This window comes from Enterococcus sp. AZ109, from assembly GCF_051714625.1.
Taxonomy (GTDB): domain Bacteria; phylum Bacillota; class Bacilli; order Lactobacillales; family Enterococcaceae; genus Enterococcus_A.
On sequence record NZ_JBIOSF010000002.1, the window covers coordinates 379554 to 397465 of the forward strand.

17 protein-coding genes and 1 other annotated feature are annotated in these 17912 nt (G+C 40.6%); all 17 genes read right to left on the reverse strand.

Translation table 11 applies throughout. The annotated features are described in order from the left end of the window. Positions 1–11: 11 nt before the first annotated feature. Entirely contained in the window at positions 12–668 is a 657-nt protein-coding gene (locus IGI42_RS18425) for an amino acid ABC transporter permease (RefSeq protein WP_438717459.1), read from the reverse strand. Between the two features lie 14 nt (positions 669–682). Further along, complete coding sequence (locus IGI42_RS18430) at positions 683–1444, reverse strand: amino acid ABC transporter substrate-binding protein (RefSeq protein WP_438717460.1); 762 nt, start codon at positions 1442–1444, stop codon at positions 683–685. Next, positions 1445–2587: a trans-sulfuration enzyme family protein gene (locus IGI42_RS18435; RefSeq protein WP_438717461.1), complete on the reverse strand. Its 1143-nt coding sequence runs from the start codon at positions 2585–2587 to the stop codon at positions 1445–1447. Further along, complete coding sequence (locus IGI42_RS18440) at positions 2577–2729, reverse strand: hypothetical protein (protein ID WP_438717462.1); 153 nt, start codon at positions 2727–2729, stop codon at positions 2577–2579. Before IGI42_RS18440 ends, IGI42_RS18435 begins: the two co-directional genes overlap by 11 nt. After that, positions 2714–2948 (reverse strand) — a binding site (T-box leader). (Overlaps the previous gene by 16 nt.) Before the next feature lie 131 nt (positions 2949–3079). After that, complete coding sequence (locus IGI42_RS18445) at positions 3080–3649, reverse strand: NAD(P)H-dependent oxidoreductase (protein WP_438717463.1); 570 nt, start codon at positions 3647–3649, stop codon at positions 3080–3082. 79 nt (positions 3650–3728) lie between these two features. Then, entirely contained in the window at positions 3729–4664 is a 936-nt protein-coding gene (locus tag IGI42_RS18450) for an AEC family transporter (protein ID WP_438717464.1), read from the reverse strand. 48 nt (positions 4665–4712) lie between these two features. Next, positions 4713–5579 carry a sugar phosphate isomerase/epimerase family protein gene (locus IGI42_RS18455; protein ID WP_438717465.1) on the reverse strand — a complete coding sequence of 289 codons (867 nt, stop codon included), beginning with the start codon at positions 5577–5579 and terminating at the stop codon, positions 4713–4715. A 15-nt stretch (positions 5580–5594) separates the two neighbouring features. Further along, entirely contained in the window at positions 5595–7040 is a 1446-nt protein-coding gene (locus IGI42_RS18460) for an MFS transporter (protein ID WP_438717467.1), read from the reverse strand. Between the two features lie 10 nt (positions 7041–7050). Continuing rightward, a complete protein-coding gene (locus tag IGI42_RS18465) occupies positions 7051–8214 on the reverse strand; it encodes a Gfo/Idh/MocA family protein (protein ID WP_438717468.1) in 1164 nt (387 codons plus the stop codon). A gap of 19 nt (positions 8215–8233) precedes the next feature. Further along, the gene (locus tag IGI42_RS18470) at positions 8234–9160 is read right to left on the reverse strand and encodes a sugar phosphate isomerase/epimerase family protein (protein WP_438717470.1); all 927 of its coding nucleotides are present in this window, start codon (positions 9158–9160) and stop codon (positions 8234–8236) included. Positions 9161–9488: 328 nt separating this feature from the next. Beyond that, positions 9489–10367, reverse strand: coding sequence for an AraC family transcriptional regulator (locus IGI42_RS18475; protein ID WP_438717472.1), 879 nt, complete (start codon positions 10365–10367; stop codon positions 9489–9491). Positions 10368–10497: 130 nt separating this feature from the next. Then, the gene (locus IGI42_RS18480; RefSeq protein ID WP_438717473.1) at positions 10498–11382 is read right to left on the reverse strand and encodes an AEC family transporter; all 885 of its coding nucleotides are present in this window, start codon (positions 11380–11382) and stop codon (positions 10498–10500) included. Between the two features lie 279 nt (positions 11383–11661). Then, complete coding sequence (locus tag IGI42_RS18485) at positions 11662–12528, reverse strand: sugar phosphate isomerase/epimerase family protein (protein WP_438717465.1); 867 nt, start codon at positions 12526–12528, stop codon at positions 11662–11664. A 30-nt stretch (positions 12529–12558) separates the two neighbouring features. Beyond that, positions 12559–14007 (reverse strand): MFS transporter, encoded by a 1449-nt coding sequence (locus IGI42_RS18490; RefSeq protein WP_438717474.1) that lies wholly within the window; start codon positions 14005–14007, stop codon positions 12559–12561. 295 nt (positions 14008–14302) lie between these two features. Continuing rightward, entirely contained in the window at positions 14303–15241 is a 939-nt protein-coding gene (locus IGI42_RS18495) for a sugar phosphate isomerase/epimerase family protein (protein ID WP_438717475.1), read from the reverse strand. Between the two features lie 21 nt (positions 15242–15262). After that, positions 15263–16267: a Gfo/Idh/MocA family protein gene (locus IGI42_RS18500; RefSeq protein ID WP_438717476.1), complete on the reverse strand. Its 1005-nt coding sequence runs from the start codon at positions 16265–16267 to the stop codon at positions 15263–15265. Positions 16268–16930: 663 nt separating this feature from the next. Next, the gene (locus IGI42_RS18505; RefSeq protein WP_438717477.1) at positions 16931–17833 is read right to left on the reverse strand and encodes an AraC family transcriptional regulator; all 903 of its coding nucleotides are present in this window, start codon (positions 17831–17833) and stop codon (positions 16931–16933) included. Positions 17834–17912: the final 79 nt, after the last annotated feature.

Genomic DNA, 17912 nt, shown 5'->3' on the forward strand with positions numbered 1-17912 from the left:
TCGTTTCCTCCTTAATAACGAGCCATACGCTGCTCTAGCCGTTGCTGGAAAAAGCCCAGTACAGTACACACAACTAAGTAATATAGCGCAACTAAACAATATAAAAGCAGCGGTTCATACGTTCGTGCAGCAATCCGCTGTCCAGTCATAAAGATCTCAACAATCGTGATGCTAGAAGCAAGAGATGTGTCCTTGACTAAGCTGATCAAGGTATTAGATAGTGGCGGTACAGCTATTTTAAACGCTTGCGGTGCCAAAATCCTTCGTAGAATTTGCCAGCGACTCATGCCTAAGGAGGCGGCCGATTCGTATTGACCATTTGGAATTGCCAACAAGGCCGAGCGGATTGTCTCTGAAGCGTATGCACCCGTATTTAAAGATAAAGTCAAAACTGCGGCTGGAAAAGCTTCAAACTGGATGCCGACACTGGGTAAGCCGAAAAAGACAATAAATAGTTGGACAAGTAAAGGCGTGCCGCGGAAAATCCAAACGTATAAATAGAATATTGTGTTTAAAATCCGCTGATGTGATATCCGAGCCAATGCAGTAATGACCGCTATAATTAAGCCAAAGCTAAAAGAGAGAATGGTTAAAGGAATCGTTACCTGAAACAATGCCGTCAGCAAAGGCATTAAGCTGGTTTGTACAATCGATAGTGTTCGTTCCATAATCACAAGTCCTTCTATTTCGAAATATCCTTGTCAAAATATTTCGTTGATAATTCGGTTAAGGTTCCGTCATCCTTTAATTCTTGTAAAGCTTGATTGATTTCCTCGATCAATTCGTCATTGCCTTTATGAAGCATCGCACCAACTTCAGTAGTCTCGTCAGAAACCTGAACAAGTTTTAACGGTGCGTCTGGTTGCTGGTTAATGTAGTCATAATACGTTACATCATCATTTAGTGTCGCATCTGCTTGACCGTTAGCCACTAATTCCGCCGATTTACTAAAGCCATCGGTGCTTACTAATTCAGCCCCATACTCTTCTGCCAGCACCGCATAATTTGACGTCAACGACTGGGCTGATTTTTTTCCTTTCAAATCGGCAAAGCTTGTGATCGTATCATCCTGCTCGTTCGTAATCAGCGACGCGTGAGAAACACTGTAGGGAATCGTGAAATCATATTTTTCTTTGCGTTCATCAGTGATACTTACTTGGTTAAAGATCACATCAGATTTTTCTGCATCGAAGGCCGCTAACATGGAATCCCACGGGGCATCGACAAACTCGACTTGATAGCCAATTTTTTCTGCCACTGCTTTGGCAACTTCCACATCATAGCCCACCAGTTCATTTTGCTCATCCCGATAAGAAAACGGGGCATAGGTTCCTTCTGTACCCACCCGTATTACTTTTTCTTCTGTTGCAGAAGAACCAGACTGGCAGCCACCCAATAAAAATAAACCCGCTAATGCCGATACTAAAATCAGTTTCTTTTTCATCTATTTTTCTCCCTTCGCCTGTACTAAGGCCTGTGCTAAATCAGTAATTAAATCCTCACTATGTTCAATACCTACTGCTACTCGCAGCAGGCGGTCGCTAATGCCAATTTTTTCCTGTAACTCTTTCGAATACGACTCGTGCGTCATGGAAGCGGGATGGCAAATCAAGCTTTCAACGCCGCCTAAGCTTACTGCTAATGGGAACATTTTTAGCGCTTGAATAAAAATTGCCAGATCGTATTCTTCCGGTAATTCAAACGAGATAACTGCTCCAATGCCTTTCGCTTGAGCTGACTGAATCGCTGCTTCCTCCTTAGAATGAGCGCCGGCAAAATTAACCGAAATAGCTTTACTGTGTAAGAAAGCGATCACTTTATGGGTATTTTCAATTTGCCGATCCATCCGCACTGCCAGTGTTTTGATTCCTCGAATAAGGGAATAAGAATCAAAGGGACTTAAAATATTGCCTAGTGTATTTTGAATAATTTTTAGCCGCTCACCAATTACTTGATCGTTGGTTAAAACTGCGCCAGCAATCAAATCAGCGTGCCCTGATAAATATTTTGTTGCTGAATAAGTAACGATATCGGCACCTAAAGCTAAGGTTTTTTGCAGATAAGCCGTTAAAAAGGTATTATCCACTGCTACGATTGCGCCATGTTGATGGGCCAACTCACAGATCCTTTTGATATCAGTCACTTCCAGCAGTGGATTGGAAGGTGTTTCGATAAAAACTAGTTTGACCGCTGGATCAAAGTGTTCCTCTGATAATTGATTGAAATTTTCTACCAGCTGATACGCTAATCCCCGCTGTTCAAACAATTGATCCAGATAACGAAAGGTGCCGCCATAAATATTGTTGTTCAGTAACACTTTATCTCCTTGCTTCAATAATGAAAAAACAGAACTAGTTGCTGCCATCCCTGAAGCAAAGGCGTAACTATATTGGGCATCTTCCAATTGTGCTAACAGATCTTCTACTTCATTTCTGGTGGGATTTCCTCCACGAGAATAAGCAAAATCCTGTTCTTCCCCAATCGCTGGCTGAATATAAGTCGAAGCTAAAAAAATCGGTGGAACAATCGCACCATAAGGATTGTTGTGGGGGGAATTTCCTTGAACGAGCAATGATTCAATTTTCATGTTTTCCTCCTGTACCTGTATTTTTCACAAAATATTTTCTCGATGCTTGCTTACGGGAAAAACTTTCTTTGATGATCGTCAAACAACTCCAGAAAACAAAAAAAGCCCTTTTACTAGCTATACTAGTAAAAGGACGAATCATCGTGTTACCACCTTTTGTTTAGACAAGTTCCCCTGTCTCTCAGCCCGACGTCACCTGTGTAAGATCGGCGGTCCTTTTATCGGTGGACACTCCGCTTTTGACTACCTATCGCCAAAAGTTTCTCAAAAGCCATTTTCAACTCTTCCCATCTAACTCTTTTCACCAACCAGAGTCTCTCTGCAACCGTTCCAAGTTTACTTTCTTTCTCATCGAAAAAATATTTTATTGATACTTAGATTATCACTATTTTCTCATTTGTCAACAACTTTATTCATTTTTATTTCATAATTTCAGATCGAAATCAAATCAGACTAGCTTTACTTTTAATACTGTGGCGAGTCTGCGGCTCCCTATAAAGCCTTGCTTATTTTAGCAATTTTCCGTAAATATTTTTCGCGTTTTTCTAAAGATGAGCCTCGTAAATAAGCTATTTCCGTTAATTTTACTGGCTTGATACCGCACATACCAAATACTTGTCGCTTTAATACCCGCCCATAGTCCTGCTGAAAGAAACGGGCATAAGGTTTCGGCGTATCGTGACTGGTAATAATCCATGCCTGACGACCTTTTAATAAGCCCACTGGCAACAAACCTTTATATTCATAGGCAAAGCCTTTAACAAATACACGGTCAATAAATCCCTTTAAAATTGCCGGCATGCCACTCCACCAGATAGGAAAAATAACAATTAATTGTTCTGACCATTCCAACATTTCTCGGTATTCTTGCATAGCGGGCTCCGTCACCAAGTCCCTTCTGCGCTGCTGTTCATTGAAAACCAAAAGCGGATCAAACTGTTCCTGATATAAATCCAACAGCTTTACTTGATGGTTGGCATGAAGATTTTCTTGTACGGTTTTTAAAACGGCGGCAGAAAAACCGGTTTGATTTGGATAAGCATAAATAATGAGTATTTTCATGGGTAGTTCCCTTCGAAAGTTAATTATCGCTAATTATAAAGGTTTTACTTGGTGATTGATAGCAAACTATCGCTAACCATTAAAAAACCAGATAAAAAATCGTAGGAATCGTTACCATGCTCAGCAAAGTGGAAACAAGAATAAACTCCGAAGCAATTTTCCCCTGACTGGAATATTTCTCCGCAAACACGGAGTTCACCGCTCCAGAAGGCATGCAGGAAACCAAGGCGATAATCTGCAACAATAAGTCATCTTTTACAAACAAGTTAAAAAAGAAAATCAGCAGGAAAGGGATTAAAATCAAGCGTACAAAACAAAATTGCAAGGTAATCCTATTGGTGAATAGTTTGGGCGACAAGGTTTTTCTTAGCAGCGCACCGTTAATCATCATTGCTAGCGGTGTGGTAAATCCAGCAATCGCTTGAATCGGGGTACCTACTACTTCCGGCACGGGAATCTGAAAAAAGAAAAAAAGAAAACCCAATACGGCGGCAATAATTGCTGGCGTTGTCAAAATTTTTCGTGGCTTCATCAGCATTTTCCCAGCAAAAATTGTTTCGCCTAGACCAAATAAAAACAAGTTGCCGATCGTGTTAAATGCAATTAAAATAACTAATCCGGTTTCTCCAAATAACGCATTTACAATCGGAATACCGATGAATAAAACACTGGAAAACGTACTGCACCCAATCCAGATACTGCGAATTTTTTCAGCGATTCGAAACAGCTTCGCAAATATCACACTCAATAAATACAATACAGAAAAAAATATGGCTGCTAAGATTAATGAGCGAAAAATCAGTTCCAAAATCGCTTTTGAATAGGCAATCTGAAAGCTATTGAATACAGCACAAGGTAAAGCAAAATTGGTAATTAAGACGGAAAAAGTGGACTGACCTTCTTTACCCAACCAATCTTTTCGTGCCATTACTAAACCCAGGAGAATGTATACCAGTAAAATGATATTTTGAAATAAGATCGTTTTAAAAATAAGCTTTGCTCCTTTCCTGAACAAAACAAACTCTGCAAAAACGGCTAGACCGTTTTTTGCAGAGCTTCCTGTTTAGTCTTTTCCTAATCCTTTAAGAATCGCCGCTTTGGTCAATTCACTAGACCATTCTGCCCGATCGGGATAAGCAAATACTGAGTTGGTGGCAATGCCATCAAAGTTCATTTCCCGTAAGGTTTTGAATAATGCGTCGAAGTTTACTTCTCCTTCGCCTAAGTTCAAATGCTGGTGAATCGTTACTTTGGCATCCGGTGGATTGATAATATAACGTAGTCCGAAAGCAGCTTTGTGATTCAAGGTGTCCGCAAACAATACATGATCCAACAAATCGCCCGCATCCTTCAAATGGGTTTCCACGTCACCTATGCCATCATCATAGTAAAAAGCATGCGCTGTTGAATAGACATACTTGATCCACTCTTTGTCTAGAGCACGAATTGTTCGCAAGGCTTCCGTATTTGTTTCGATATAGTCGTTAGGGTGAGCCTGTAGATTCAAGCGAATCCCTTCTTTTTCAAATAATGGGATTAGTTCCTCCATTGATTTAAAGAAAGCTCCTTCACTAGCAGTTGGATTGCTGATGTCGCCGCTAAATTCGGTATTCATCAAGTCCACTTCCAACTCAGAAGTGATCTCGATACAACGCTTCCAATTACGAACGGCATCTTGACGCTGCTGCTCATCAGGTGAAGACCATTGCTGGACGGGTAAGACAGAAGAAATCTCAATACCTGCGTCTTTACAGCGTTGTTTCACTTTTTTGATTAACGCTCTGTCTACTTTGGGGTATTCATAAAACCAGATGAAATCCTTTCGTGGGGATAACTCTAGATACTCATAACCCAAGCGAGCAGTGGTATCAATCATTTCCATAAGTCCGGTATTGTCCCGGTAGTGAGACGGATCGTAGGCTAATTTCATTTATTTTCCTTCTTTCTAAAGTTCTCCCTGCGCTTCGCGTTCCGCAAGTTCTTTCATGATTTTTGGATAAATTTTGTCTAGCTTGTAAAGTGCTAATGTTATGATCACAACAGTCCAGACAATTAATGGTCCAAATTTGTAGATGTTCATAATCATCGCTTGAGCACTTTCAGGCTGGGCAGTGTTTCCTGTTGTGGAACTCATATAACCGGCAAGCGATAGTAGCCCGGTCATCCCAGCTGAAGCTAATCCTGAACCAATTTTAGTCCCCACTGATCCTCCAGCAAAGATAAGACTTTCTTGTCTCATATGTGTCTTCCATTGCCCAAACTCAACAACATCACCTAAGAAGCCAAATACGATAGAATTAAGTGGTGCTAAACCGATTGCGCGAACTATACAACTCATGACCATCCAGTAGAAATTAGCTGGATTCAGCAAGAACAGCAGTTGTCCCACCATTGCTAGGCAAGCGCCACCTAATGCCATATTCCGTTTGCCGAAACGCTTCAAAAGGACTGGACAAATAGAGAGAGTGGCTGCCACGATTAAAATTGTTTCCATAAAATAAAGAGTGCTATACATCCATGTGTCATTACCGAAAATATATTTGCAGTAATAAGGGAGTATTGTACCCGTTATACCGTAAATAACATTTTGCATCATCCATAAAATCAAGACTGCCCAGAAATATTGGTTAGTTACCAACGCACCAAAAGTTCTTTTCAAGGAAACCTTCTCTTGCGTCTTTTTTGCTTTGATTTGGACTGTTTCCTTGCAATTAAAGAAACAAATCAACAGTAAAACAAGGGCAACTACTGCCCAAATGGACATCGTAATAACCCAAGAAGCTTGGGTATTTCCTAACAGTTTTACTAAAGGCAAGGTGCAGGTAACCGCCAAAATCCGTCCAAAGGGTGACATCCCCATTCGTACGATACTCAGCATATCCCGTTCACTAGATTCCCTGGTCATCATAGCTGACAAACTGCCATAAGGAAGGTTGATTGCCGTGTAGCAAATAGTCGTACAAAAGTTATAAGATACAAACAAATACAGGAACATTAGATTCCCTGTTGTTTTAGGCACGGTGAATAGCAAGATTGCCGAGAGGGCAAAAGGCACGCTCATCCATAGAATCCAAGGACGTGATTTTCCCCATTTGGAATTTGTCCGTTCAACAATCAATCCCATAACCACATCAGAAAAACCGTCAAACACCCGCGATAGAAGCATGACTAACCCCACGGTTGCCGGTGCTATACCGACATAGTCGGTATAGAACAACGTCAACACGGTACTAATCATACCAAAAACTACATTACAGGCCGTATCACCACAGCCATATGAAAGCCTTATTTTCCAAGATAACTTCACACTAGCATTATTACCAGGTTCTTCCGCTAAAATGGAAGGTGTATTTGCTGCTAACGCTTCCCCGTTTTTCGAATTCGTTTCCATCTAGGACCTCCTATTCGTAATCGACCCATGTAGCTCCCTGTTCAGCCGAGCGTACACAGTTAGCAACCCAACGAACACCTTCAATTCCATCTTCGACATTTGGATACCAAAAATCGACCGTTTGATTATTATCAGTAGCAACCATTGCTTGAGCAAAGCGACTGTACAGATTGCTCCAGGATTCAAACAAACCTTCTGGGTGCCCTCCGCCAATGCGATCTTCAGCTAAAGCAGACTCATGAAGATAGCCCATTCCTCTTTCCAAAATTCGAATTGGCTCACCTTGTACTTCATAGGTTAATTGATTTGGCTGTTCATCCCACCATTCGATGGAAGCTTTTTCACCGATGATTCTTACTTTTTGACCATGCATTGATCCACAGTTGACACAGCTTGACCAGACATAACCAACAGCACCATTGTCATATTCCATCAGGGTCATCGCATTGTCTTCTAGTGGTGCACGGGAAGTTACAAAGGATTGACGGCTGCACATTAAGCGCTTTATATTTAATTCTGGGAGCATTACTTCTGAGAGATACAGAGGGTGTGTGCCCACATCACCTAAAACATAGGATGGACCTGCAACTTTTGGATCGACCCGCCATTTGGTTGAAGCCGTATTTTCCTCTACTGCCACATTGTGAAACCCGTGTGCAAATTGCAGCATAACAATTCGAATATCTCCTAGTGCACCATCAGCGATCAACTGACGAGCTTCTTCTATCATTTGATGTCCTGAGTACCCATAGGTAACACCCACTACTTTGTTCTGTCTCTTTGCCAGCTGGCCTAATTCTTCAGCTTCGTCTACAGTAAAACACAGTGGTTTTTCACATACTACATGCAGGCCTGCTTCCAAGGCTGCTTTGGTGATTTCATAATGTGTTCCATTAGGTGTCGCGATTGAAACGGCTTGGATGCCATCTTCTCGTTGAGCTTCTTTGGCAAACATCGTTTTGTAATCTGGATAGCAACGCTCAGGTGCTACATTGAGCATTTTGCCAAATTCCTTGCCTCGTTCTGGATCAATATCAAACGCTCCTGCCACTAAGTCAAAACTAAAATCACGCAAGGCTGCCGAGCGATGGATATAGCCGATTTGTGATCCTTTTCCTCCGCCTACCATTGCCCAACGGATTGGATTTTCTACTAGTTTTTCTCCATAAATCATTGTAAGTCCCCCCATTATTTTAAATTTCGTAACCGACGCTTTTAAGATATTCCACACTAGCTTTTACATCTCTCAAACTAGTATCTGAGTTGCGCGGATCTCGCTCCTGCTCAATCGTAATGTACCCGCTGTAACCAATTTCCTCTAATGTGTCCTTGATTTCAGGATAGTTCAACGATCCCGCCCCGATTGGACACATCGCTCCTTTACCACAGGCTTCAAAAAACCGAATCTTTTCTTGCAGAACCTGTTGATAAACTTTTTCGTCAACATCTTTGAAATGGACATAGTCTAGTCGATCGGCATATTTTTTCAGCCATTCAGAAGGGTCCATTCCTGAATAGTACAAATGTCCTGTATCTAGGCAGAGACCAGCCAATTCATAAGGAACATCCCTAACAATTGCTTCAATTTCATCAGCAAATTCAATATAACCTCCCGCATGAGGATGGATAACCGCTCGTACTCCATATTCTTTAGCTTTTTGACAAATCCCTTTAATATGCGCCATCATCTGATCCCATTGCTCGGCAGACAGACGCGGTGCCCGATCAGAGTGACCCGCTGCATAATCCCGCTCGTCATGGCCCCAATCCATCACTGTCATGTAAGGAGTAGGGAAATGTTGTCCTTCATGAACCTTGAGCTCTGGAAGCTGAGTAATCAACTCACAAATTTCTACTGTTTGCTTCAACACGTTTTGGTAGTTGTCTTCGCTAACTAAATCATCAAAGATTGTTCCAGCAACAATTGCTAAATTATTTTTATCCAGCTCCTTGGATACTTGGTCAACATCTATAGGAAGATACCCGTAAGGTCCTAGTTCAATTGCTCGATATCCAGCCTCACCTGCTTCCTTTAATACTCTAGTCCATGGTGGAAGATACGGATTCTTCACATCATCGACACCCCAGCAACAAGGTGCCCCGCAAATATTCATGCTCATGTTTTTTCCTCCTATTGTTTTATATTTGTTTATATCTCTTTGATGATTAAATTCTAACAAAGCGCTTACACTCTCACCTTAAGTATTTTGCACACTTCTTGGCGCAAAATAGTGATTGTTTGGGGGATTATGGATAAGTTTTTTTGTGATCTTCACTATTCTGCACAAAATGCAGAATTTGGGGAAAAAGGAGACAGCATAAGCTTGTTTAGTTTTATAGCACTATGACATCCTGAAATTATTGTCATAGTGCTAATTGTGATCAGCCTAAACTTTTTATGGGAAGAAAAAAGCCTTCAAAGTCAAATTGACTTTGAAGGCTTTAAGGTTATATTTGTTTGCGCAGACCTCGCATACTCTTCAAATAGTCTTCACGGTAGTTGATTGGTGTTTTACCAACGACTTTTGAAAAAATGGTAGAGAAATAATTCGTGTTGTCATAGCCCACTCTTGTAGCAATATCGGTTGCTGTTAAATCAGTAGAGATAAGTAGATTTTGTGCCATACCAATCCGACGCTGTGTGATGTAATCGATGGGTGAATGCCCCGTTACCTTTTTGAATTTGTGAGAAATGTGGGATTGCGAGCAGTGAAATCGCTCTGCAAGTATCCCGATTGAAATTGGCTCAGTAAAGTTGCTGTTGATGAACGTTAAAATATCTAAAACAAACTGATCCTCTTTAGAATCGGATAAATTAGCATAGCTAAAATGATCTAGTTGACTGATGATAGCTATGAGTGAACTGCATAGAAGCTGTGAGATTGCTTTCCCCTGCTCTTGCTCAAAGTTTAATTGAAAAATTTGTTCGCAGGTAGCTAAGATATAAGGTGACATAGCACCGCCCTTGCGAACATACGGCTTGCCAGGAGCAACAAAATGATTTTGCGGCATATCATTTAGAAATAAGTTGGTGATCCCTACCGCGTAAGTTCCAATTTCACTCTCCCCTTCTGACAGTACCTCATGAAGATCGTTTTGATTGTATAGCGCAATATCCCCTTCGCTTAGAGGATAGGTCTGGTTGTTGATTCGGTACATTCCTGTTCCTTTATAAACAAATACAAATTCGGTAATCGAATCATGGTGATGCAATGGCCTAGCTGTCTTCTTGCCATCATTATTCTGCTTAGTCATATACAACATGGTCGGCAAAGTCCCGTTTTTAAATACACAAGACAGCTGTTTGTTTACATCGAAAAGATTCATACAGTTCCTCCTTGCACATTCTTCAGTCATTACAACTCACTGAAGCGATTATTACATTACAATGAGGTCATTTTAACATGTTTCTTGCAGAATTATCACTCTATTTTTTGCATTGCATCCTATGGAGCCTTTAAAAAAACAGATGAAAAAGAGCAGGAATTGTCACAATACTCAACAAAGTAGAAACAATAATAAACTCCGAAGCAATTCGCCCCTGACCAGAATACTTTTCGGCAAATACCGAATTCACTGCTCCAGAAGGCATGCAGGAAACCAACACAACAATTTGCAACAACAGCGGATCTTTTACAAACACTTTAAAAAAGAGAATCAGCACCACTGGAATCAAAATCAGACGTACAAAACAAAATTGCAGCGTGCTTACATTGGTAAACAGCTTCGGCGATAGGGTTTTGCTTAGCAACGCACCATTAATCATCATTGCTAAAGGCGTAGTAAAACCTGCGATAGCTTGAATTGGTGTGCTGATAACCTCCGGTACTGTGATTTGAAGAAGAAAACATAGAAACCCAACTACGGCTGCAATAATAGCTGGCGTAGTAAAAATTTTCCGCGGACTTACCAGCATCTTGCTAGCAAAAATTGACTCGCCTAAACCAAACAAAAACAAATTGCCAATCGTGTTGAAGGCAATCAAAATTACTAAGCCAATTTCGCCAAATAACGCATCAACGATGGGGATTCCAATAAACAGCACGCTGGAAAAGGTGCTGCAGCCGATCCAAATACTGCGGATTGTTTCTGCAATTCGAAACACTCTAGCAAACAGGACACTCAACAAGTACAAGGTAGTAAAAAATACCACTGCTAGAGCTAGCGAGCGAAAAATCAAGCCCAATATTTCTTTCGAGTATGCAATTTGAAAACTATTAAATACGGCACAGGGCAGCGCAAAGTTCGTGATTAACACCGAAAAAGCCGCCTGGCCTTCTTGGCCTAGCCAGTTTTTCCGAGCCATTACTAACCCTAAAATAATATATACTAGCAAAATCATATTTTGCGCTATGATCGTCGTAAAAATACTGTCTGCCTCCTCTTCAGTAAGAAAGGCTTCGCAAACTTGCTCAGCTTTGGAGCACTAAGACTAAAATTGGGATAAACTGCTCCTCAAGTTTCTCCCAATTTTCGCTTAGTGCCGACAAAGTTAGTTTGTGAAGCCGGACACCGTTAACATTGGTGTTACAATCATCTCAATTGTGAAAACTTATACTTTCTTTAAAAGTCAAAACAAACTCTGCAAAAACAGCTAGGCCGTTTTTGCAGAGCTTCCTGTTTAGTCTTTTCCTAATCCTTTTAAGATCGCAGCTTTTGTTAATTCACTAGACCATTCTGCCCGATCGGGATAAGCAAATACTGAGTTGGTGGCAATACCATCAAAGTTCATTTCCCGTAAGGTTTTGAATAATGCGTCGAAGTTTACTTCTCCTTCGCCTAAGTTCAAATGCTGGTGAATCGTTACTTTGGCATCTGGTGGATTGATAATATAACGTAATCCGAAGGCTGCTTTGTGGTTCAAGGTATCGGCGAACAATACATGATCCAACAAATCGCCGGCATCCTTCAAATGAGTTTCCACATCACCAATCCCATCATCATAGTAAAAAGCATGGGCGGTTGAATACACATATTTGATCCACTCTTTGTCTAAGGCACGAATCGTGCGCAAGGCTTCGGTGTTGGTTTCAATATAATCATTAGGATGAGCTTGTAGATTCAAGCGAATTCCTTCTTTTTCAAACAATGGGATCAGTTCCTCCATTGATTTAAAGAAGGCTCCTTCACTAGCAGTTGGATTGCTGATGTCGCCGCTAAATTCGGTATTCATCAAGTCCACTTCCAACTCAGAGGTGATCTCGATACAACGCTTCCAGTTGCGAACGGCATCTTGACGCTGCTGCTCATCAGGTGAAGACCATTGCTGGACGGGCAAGACAGAAGAAATCTCAATACCTGCGTCTTTACAGCGTTGTTTCACTTTTTTGATTAACGCTCTGTCTACTTTGGGGTATTCATAAAACCAGATAAAGTCCTTTCTTGGTGATAATTCCAGATACTCATACCCTAAGCGAGCAGTAGTATCAATCATCTCCATTAGTCCAGTGTTGTCTCTATAGTGAGATGGATCGTATGCAAGTTTCAAAATAAGTTCCTCCTATTATAATAGTATTTTTTATACTTCCGGCTCAAGCGTGCTATCTATTTTCACTTGAGTTTCCGTTTTATTCTCTAAATCAATTTGTGCTTCACGTTCCAATAATTCCGCCATGATTGTTGGGTATTCATTGTCTAATTTATAGAACAATAATACGGCAATCATTACGACACCTAAGAAAGCGACACCGAAAATGAATAGATTTGAAATGGTGTTTAGTGCGTGAGGTGTTTGCGTTACCAAACTCCCGCTGTATTCATTGGCTGACATGATGAAACCAATTAAGACTGAACCGATGCCTTGGCCAAATTTTTGACCAGCGGTTGTCGCTGATTGAATCGCCCCAGCCGTTCGAATCCCAGTTTTCCATTGTCCATATTCGATGGCGTCTGCAATCATGGTGAAAATCATCCCTAAAATCGGTGTCATTCCTAATCCTCGAAGCAATCCTCCGATAGTTACCACTGCTACGCTGGTAGGGTTAACTAGCAATACCAATGAGCCGGCGATAATGAACATTGCACCCACAATACACCAATTCCGCTTGGTGGTTAGATTCATCACTTTACCTAATAGCAAGGTAGCCACAATCGTAATTCCGTAGCATGCTGTATTGACATTTCCAATAATCCGGGTATCTCCGACGATCCATTTGCAATAATAAGTAGCCATCGTACCTGAGAAGGTTTGATACATTGCAAAAGATACAAAGAAAATAAATAGCATGATGAAGTATTTATTTTTTAATAAGGCTCCGATCGCTGTTTTCAACGGTACTTTTTCACCATGGGCAGCATCTTTTACTTCCACCCGTTCACGAACCATCGCAAAACAGAAAAGCATCATTAAAGCTGCGAAGAACCCGTAGATCGCTGTTAAAATTACCCAGTTTCGTTGTGAATCCATTCCGCCATTCGGCATAACATCTAAAATTCGAGTAAATAGTAACGTGACCAAGATGTTACCGATAGGACTCATCGCCATTCGAATGATATTGATTTTCGCCCGTTCATCTTGGCTGCGGGTCATGTAAGTCATCGTAGTGGCAAATGGCAGCTGGAATAATGTGTAGACCACTGTCAGCATCAAGTTATAAGTCACGAAAATGTAAATTGTTTGAGCCATTCCACTAATTGGCGGTACCATCATCATCAATACTGCAGCGATCGCATAGGGAATTGACATTCGTAATAGCCATACACGTGCTCGTCCATATTTCGAGCGTGTTCGGTCAATAATAAAACCGGCAGAAATATCAGAAATTCCGTTAAACACCTGAGAAATCGCAATAATCGAGCCAACCACTGCAGCCGAAACTTGAACAACATCGGTGTAAAACATGACTAAAAGCGTGGTTGAAATGGTGAAAACAATGTTAGTGGAAATTTCGCCACAACCAAAGGCAAACTTCTCAACACCGGAAACACTGTCTTTTTTGGAATACTTATTAAAACCTGTCAGATTCATATTTTTCGCTCCTTCATTGATTAAGACCATGTTTTTCAGACGCTTAGAAAAAAATCCGCTCTGCTCACAACAATAAAAGCGCTAACAATTACTTAAAACAAACAGACAGTTGGCTTCACTTTTCTGGTCTAATCTAAAGGAGTTCTGATCTCATCCTAACACGAAGAACAGGCACCGGCTTTATAAAAAGATGACCAAAGTTTATAAAAAAGTGACCAAAATTTACTATTTTTTTCTAAACGCAAGAAGATTATTGAAGACCCAGGAATCCCCCTACAGAGAATTCCTGACTCAATTATTTACTAATCGTTTGTTGTAACGCATCGATGGAAGTAACCACTCCAGCTTCGGTGCTCATCGTGAAGTCTTCCATTTCTAGTGATACAAAGTCGTTGTAGCCCATCATGCGGCATACTGAGAAGAACTCTTTCCACCATTGCAAGTCTTGTCCGCAACCAACTGCGACATAGTTCCAGCTACGATCGGCAACGTCAGTAACATCCTTCCACTCTGGTAAGCCGTTGATTTCGACTTTTGCCCGTTCTAAACGAGTGTCTTTACCGTGAACGTGATAGATGGCACCTTTTAAATTACGGGCCGCAACAATTGGGTCTGCTCCTAAAGCGATCATGTGGGAAGGGTCAAGATTGATGCCGATCATTGGATCAACGGCATCTCTTAATTGCCATAACGTTTCTACGTTATAAACCATTGTTCCTGGAAATTCTTCAATTGCGATTTTTTCCAAGCCGTGTTTTTTACAATGTGCCACAAAGTCTTTCCACCATTCGATGGTAACTTTCCATTGGTATTCATAAGCGGGTGCTGTGTAGTCTGGCCATGAAATCGTCGATGTGATCCAGTTGGGAACAGTATCGGTTTCGCTAGCCGCAGGTAGTCCAGCCATACAAACGATTTTTTTGATGCCTAATTTTTCAGCTAGTAGTACACAGTCATACATGGATTTCGAGAATTTTTCGCCCGTTTCGCTTGGCCACAAAGGATTACAAGAACAGTTTAACGCTGCGATTTCCATGTCACGTTTTACTAATTCTGCTTGGTAAGCCTTCAATTCATTGTCATCAGCCAGTAATTTTTGGGTTGGACAATGTTTTTGTGCACCCCAGCCGCCAGCAGTCATTTCAACTGCGTTTACGCCTAGTGATTTTACTTTATCTAGCATTTCAGTGTAGCTTAAGTCAGCATATACATCGGTACAGATTGATAATTTCATTTTTTGTTTTCCTCCTTGAATTTAGTTGTAGAAAGCTGGTTTTTCATCAAATTCAATCGTCATTACGCGTTGAGCATCCCGAGCTTTTGAAGCTGCTGCTGCCGTTACTTGTCCAACATAGCCATCCCAAGCAGTCGGGCCATCCACACGACCTTCTTTACAAGCATTGATCCATTCTTGGAATTCGATGTTGTAGGCATCTACGAAACGCTCAGACCAGTCACGGCAAATGGGTGTAACTCTTGCCGCATCTACACGTTTCATTACATTGGCAGGTTCTGGTAATGTTAAGGTGCCTTCTTCACAAACAACTTCGCACTTAATGTCGTAGCCGTATTTACAATTGACGAAAGATTCAACATCAATACGGATTCCTGATTCTGTTGTTAAATACATGATTTGCGGATCTCTTAACTCCCCTTCAGCGTTACGAGTGGTACGTGGGAAGACTACTTCAGCCGTTTGATAATTCTCACCTAGTAACCAGCGTAAAACATCGATTTCGTGGATCAAGGAATTTTCTACCGACATTTCAGTAGTGAAACCAGATACTTCCGGATTACGGTGCGCACAATGCAACATCAATGGTGCACCATAATCACCTGAATCGATTAATTCTTTCAATTGACGGTAGCCAGGATCATATCGGCGCATAAAGCCAACTTGGACTAGTTTTTTGCCCCCAGCAATTTCAGCGTCAACGATCTTACGACAAGCGCTTGATTCTGGTGCTAATGGCTTTTCACAGAAAACATATTTCCCAGCTTCAATAGCTGCTAATACGTATTCCTCATGGAAGTTATCTGCTGCGGTAACCACCACTGCTTCAATATCTTCCGCATGGATCATTTCTTTCGGATCGTCATAAGCCTTTAGTGAGAATTTTTCTGCAATGCTTTTACAGAAATCTGCATTTGGGTCAGCACAAGCAATCACACGAGCCCCTTGTAATTTTGTATTGATTCGCTCAATATGAGTTTGGCCGATGGCACCTGTTCCGATAACGCCGATTTTCATTTCATTCATGTTGTTTTCCTCCTTATAAATGCTTAGTGTTTTTATTTCATCAATCAACTGAGCTTGTTTCTGATTGGGCTTTCCGACTTTACGCTCACTCCTGTTCGTTACTGGTGTAGATCCATTAAAAAAGCGGATACAAAACATAAATTTCACAAACTTGATCTTTTTAATTATCAGATTCGAGAGTGCTTTATCCGGATTAAGCACATTACTTAAGTTTTTTTATTCTCTCGTTGTGAATTGTTCGATCTTTTTAACTTTTAATGTATCCCTTTACATTCATAAGATTAACACACAAAATAGTGACATTGTTTGCAATAAAATGCCCGTAATTTGCAAAAAAGTGACCACGAAACCAGCCGAACTTAAGCATTTTATACTCAAATAGCGATGTTTCATTTTCAAAATTGAGTATTTTAAAGTTTTTATTAGTTCTGATTTAGCATTTTATTAAAGCGCTTTCTATTGTTGTATTAAGATTATCCTTGAAATAAATTTTTACAATTTGTTTTTTTATCGTCCAGCTTTTCTCTTTTTGATTACCTAATCAAAAATGGAGAACGGGATTTATCACAAATTTTCTATTCTTCTCAGTTGCTTCATTGAGCAAAAAAAATAGACCATCCATTTAGCCTTAATTAAGCCAAACTTTTGGTCCATTACGTTAAATTATTTGGTGTCTTCTTTTTGAAAATCGCTAACATTCGCATTGCTATAAAGCTTGCGGAAGTTCTGTGGGGTGTCTCGCATTCGCTCCGTGAACACTTTAGAAAAGTAATGGGGCGAGCTGAAGCCTGTACACTCAGCGATGTCCGTGATTGACATAGAAGTCGTACGGATCAGGTTAGCAGCGTGTTCAATTTTCACTTGTTGAATGTAATTGTTGCAGGTGATTGGTTCGTATTTTTTAAACAAGCGGAAAATTTGACGTTTGGAAATAAAAAAATGAGCAGCAATATCCTCCACTGACAGCGGGTTACTTTTATTGTCTCTGATGTATTGCTTAATTTCCTTCAGCAGCTCCGTTTGTTCAGTGATTTCGATTAACACTTCATCCTTCTTCTGATGATTGATTGATTGATCCAAGATTAACTGAAGAACACAATGAGCTAAATGCTTGATGGATTCGCCATAAGATTCTGCGGCTTCTTTGTACAATACTGTGACATTCAACAACGCCTGCCACGTTAAGATCAGAGGGTCTTGTTCATCCAAATCAATCACAGGCTGCGAAAAATCAATTTTACTGATCAGACTTTTTTCATGTTCTTTGGGAATGAAGGAAAAATACAGCAAACCGATCCCCTTTTGACTTTTTAATTGATGTCTTTTTTCCGGCGTAGTGACAATCAACGAATTTTTTTTCAGCAGATACTCCTGATCTTCCTCAGTATAATAGCCTTCGCCATCGGTTATCAGGCAAACCTCATAAAAATAGTGATCATGAGTATTGGTGCCATAATGATGCTCTAAAGCGCCCCAATAAGGAATTACATACTCTGTATCTGCCAAACAGATTTTGGTAATTAGTTTATTTAAAACCACTTTAGAGGAACAAAATTTGCTTAACATCTTTTTCCTCCTTTTTATAATCCGGCCATCAAAAAACGCTTTCTTTGAGTCTTTCTCCTTCGATTATAACTGAAACTAA